General features: G+C 73.0%; 3 protein-coding genes. 1 reads left to right on the top strand and 2 read right to left on the bottom strand.

Going from position 1 to position 2,946, the window contains the following annotated elements; all coding sequences use genetic code 11:
• Nucleotides 1-11 precede the first annotated feature (11 nt).
• Both HW578_RS24900 and HW578_RS24895 read right to left on the bottom strand, forming a co-directional pair.
• On the bottom strand, nt 12-1,055 hold the full coding sequence (locus tag HW578_RS24900; protein ID WP_198373390.1) for an ABC transporter ATP-binding protein: 1,044 nt from the start codon (nt 1,053-1,055) through the stop codon (nt 12-14).
• Nucleotides 1,052-2,146: a polyamine ABC transporter substrate-binding protein gene (locus HW578_RS24895; protein ID WP_198373389.1), complete on the bottom strand. Its 1,095-nt coding sequence runs from the start codon at nt 2,144-2,146 to the stop codon at nt 1,052-1,054. Before HW578_RS24895 ends, HW578_RS24900 begins: the two co-directional genes overlap by 4 nt.
• A 259-nt stretch (nt 2,147-2,405) precedes the next feature.
• On the opposite strand from HW578_RS24895, the gene HW578_RS24890 reads away from it, so the two are divergent.
• A partial coding sequence (locus HW578_RS24890; protein ID WP_198373388.1) for a hypothetical protein occupies nt 2,406-2,946 on the top strand: 541 nt, incomplete at its 3' end.

Raw genomic sequence — 2,946 nt, 5'->3', positions numbered from 1 at the left:
CAGCGCGCGCCTCACGCCGGCAGCGCGACCACCGCGGCGGCCTCCCAGGCGAGCGTCACGGCCGCGCCGCGCTCGGGCGGCGCACCGTCCTCCTCGGCATGCGCGACGCGCAGCGCCGCACCGCCGGACAGGCGCACGAGCAGCAGCGAATCATCGCCGCGGAAGGCGACGTCCTCGACGGTGCCACGCGCGGTGTTGGGGCCGGCGGCGCCGGGGGTGACGCGGATACGCTCCGGGCGCAGCGCGACTGCCACCGTGCCGTGCGGGATCTCGCCGGCGAGGGTCGTCCCCGCCTCGGCGCTGTCGAAGCGCCCGGGCGCGGCCCGGCCTTCCAGCACATTGGCGGCACCGAGGAAGCGCGCGACGAAGCGCGAGGCGGGCCGTTCGTAGATCGCGCGCGGCGCGCCGACCTGCGCGACGCGCCCGCCCTCCAGCACCGCCACGCGGTCCGCCAGGGCCAGCGCCTCCTCCTGGTCGTGCGTGACCATGACGAAGGCCGCACCCGTCTCGCGCTGGAGGGCACGCAACTCGAAGCCGGTGCGTTCGCGCAGCCCGGCATCCAGCGCGCCGAGCGGTTCATCGAGCAGCAGCAGGCGCGGGCGCATCACCAGCGAGCGCGCGAGAGCGACGCGCTGCCGCTGCCCGCCCGAGAGCTGGTGCGGCCGCCGTGCGCCCAATCCATCCAGGCCCACCATGGCGATGGCGGCGGCCACGCGCGCGTCGGCCTCCGCCCGGGGCGTGCGCGCGCGCTTCAGGCCATAGGCGACGTTGTCCGCCACGTTCATGTGCGGGAACAGGGCGTAGGACTGGAACATCATGTTGACCGGGCGCGCCCAGGGCGGCGTGCCCAGGATGTCGCGCCCATCCAGGAGCAGCCGGCCGGAGTCGGGGGCCTCGAAGCCGGCGATGATGCGCAGCAGCGTGGACTTGCCAGAGCCCGAGCCGCCGAGCAGCGCGAAGAACTCGCCCTGCCCGATCTCGAGGTCGAGCGCATCGAGCGCGAGCGTGGCGCCGAAGCGCCTGGTCAGCGCCTCGGCCCGCAGCAGCGGCGTCAACGCCCTGCCTTGAAGCGCGCCCAGAGCCGCGTGCGCGCGCGCTCCGCCTCGCGCGGGGGTGTGCCGGCGACGAAGGTGCGCGACAGCGCCTCGGGCGAGGGGAAGACGTTGGGGTCGTTGCGCACGGCCTCGTCCACCAGCGGCCGGCTGGCGGGCACGGCGTTCGGGTAGCGCACGTGGTTGGTGATGCCCGCCATCACCTCGGGCTGCAGCAGGAAGTTGATGAAGGCGTGGGCGGCCTCCGGGTTCGGCGCATCGGCCGGGATCGCGAGCATGTCGAACCAGAGCTGCGCCCCTTCGCGCGGCATGACGTAGCCGAGCTCGACACCGCGGTTCGCCTCCCGCGCGCGGGCCTGCGCCTGGATCACGTCGCCGGAATAGGTGAGCGCGACGCAGGCCTCCCCGGTCGCCAGCGCATCGAGGATCGAGCCCGAGGCGATGATGGTGCGCACATGCCGGCGGATGCCCATCAGCGCCTGCTCGGCCGCGCGCAGATCCTCGGCCGCGTTACCGTTGGGGTCGCGCCCGAGCCAGCGCAGCACCGAGGGCAGCACGTCGGTCGGGCTGTCCATCACCATGATGCCGCAGCGCGCCAGGCGCTGGGCATTCTCCGGCCGCAGCAGGATGTCGAGGCTGTCGAGCGGCTGATCCGGCCCGAGCGCGGCGCGCACGCGATCGACGCGGATCCCCAGGCCCACAGTGCCCCACAGATACACCGCGCCGTGCCGGTTGCCCGGGTCGATCGTGGCCACGCGCTCCATCAGCGTGGCATCGAGGTTGCGCCAGTTGGGCACCGCCGCGCGGTCGATCGGGCGCAGCGCACCCGCGCGCACAAGCCGCGCGAAGGTCGGTTCGCTGGTCGGCACGACGATGTCGTAGCCCGACCGCCCGGCGGAGAGCTTCCCCTCGAGCGTCTCGAGGCTGTCGTAGACGTCGTAGCGCACGCGGATGCCGGTCTCGCGCGTGAAGCGCGCCACCGCATAGGGGTCGATGTAGTCCGACCAGTTGTAGACGTTGAGCACGCGCTCCTGCGCCGCGGCCGGCATGGCACAGACGACCAGGGCAAGCAACGGCAACAGGCGTCGGAGCATCGGCGCGGGTCCTCGGGCGGCTGGCGGCGGAAGCCCAACTCTATCACGCGGTGCGGTGATGCCAGCCCCCTGGCCGGCAATGTGCAAGATAGGATTTTTTCCCTTGACGATTGGGTCCACGGTCCTGTAATTCGTCCCCACCAAGGGGCGAACTGCGTCCGTCGCACGCCCCGCCCTCCCCCCTGTCCCGCCAGCCCGACCCAGACCTCCCGCCCAGGCGGGCGCGCGCGCGCCCCCCTGCCGGGACGAGGAGCCCTGCATGCCATTCTCCGCTCTCGGCCTCTCGGCCCTCACCTCCGCGAACGGCTTCACGCTGTGGCACTACCGCACCGAGGACCTGCGCGCCGAGGTGCTCGCCCCGGGGTATTTCGCCCCCGCCGGCGCGCAGCTGCTGCCGGGCGACATCGTCATCGTGCAGGCCTCGGATTCCACCGCGCTGGTGCCGATCCGCGGCGGCACCATCGCCGGCGGCGGCGTCACCGTGGATGGCTCGGGCAGCGCGCCCTCCCTGCTGCGCTCGGCCAGCCTGGTCGCCGACATCGATCTCGACGCCACCGCCGTGCCACGCGCCATTCGGCTCGATACCGTGGCCGAGGTGCTGTTCGAGGGCGAGACGCTCGCGGCCGGGGCCACCATCACCGGCCCGATCGCGCAGGTCACCTTCACGCTGCTCATACCCGGCGCCCTATGGATTGACCTGTTGGGCCCACTCGAAATCTGCCAGGGAACGGATGCGTCCTGCTTCGGCGATAAGGTTGTTCCAGGCGGTGCAGCAGGCGTCGACGATGGCCCGCGTGTCG

Origin of the sequence: Roseomonas rosulenta, from assembly GCF_016106005.1 — a bacterium.
Classification (GTDB): Bacteria; Pseudomonadota; Alphaproteobacteria; order Acetobacterales; family Acetobacteraceae; genus Neoroseomonas; species Neoroseomonas rosulenta.
The sequence above is the reverse complement of the archived record's forward strand: the minus strand, read 5'-3'. Positions and strand labels throughout refer to the sequence as shown.

Bases quoted from the DNA above. Each gene is read 5' to 3' on its own strand.
- HW578_RS24895 (WP_198373389.1), bottom strand. From the start codon at position 2,146: ATGCTCCGACGCCTGTTGCCGTTGCTTGCCCTGGTCGTCTGTGCCATG.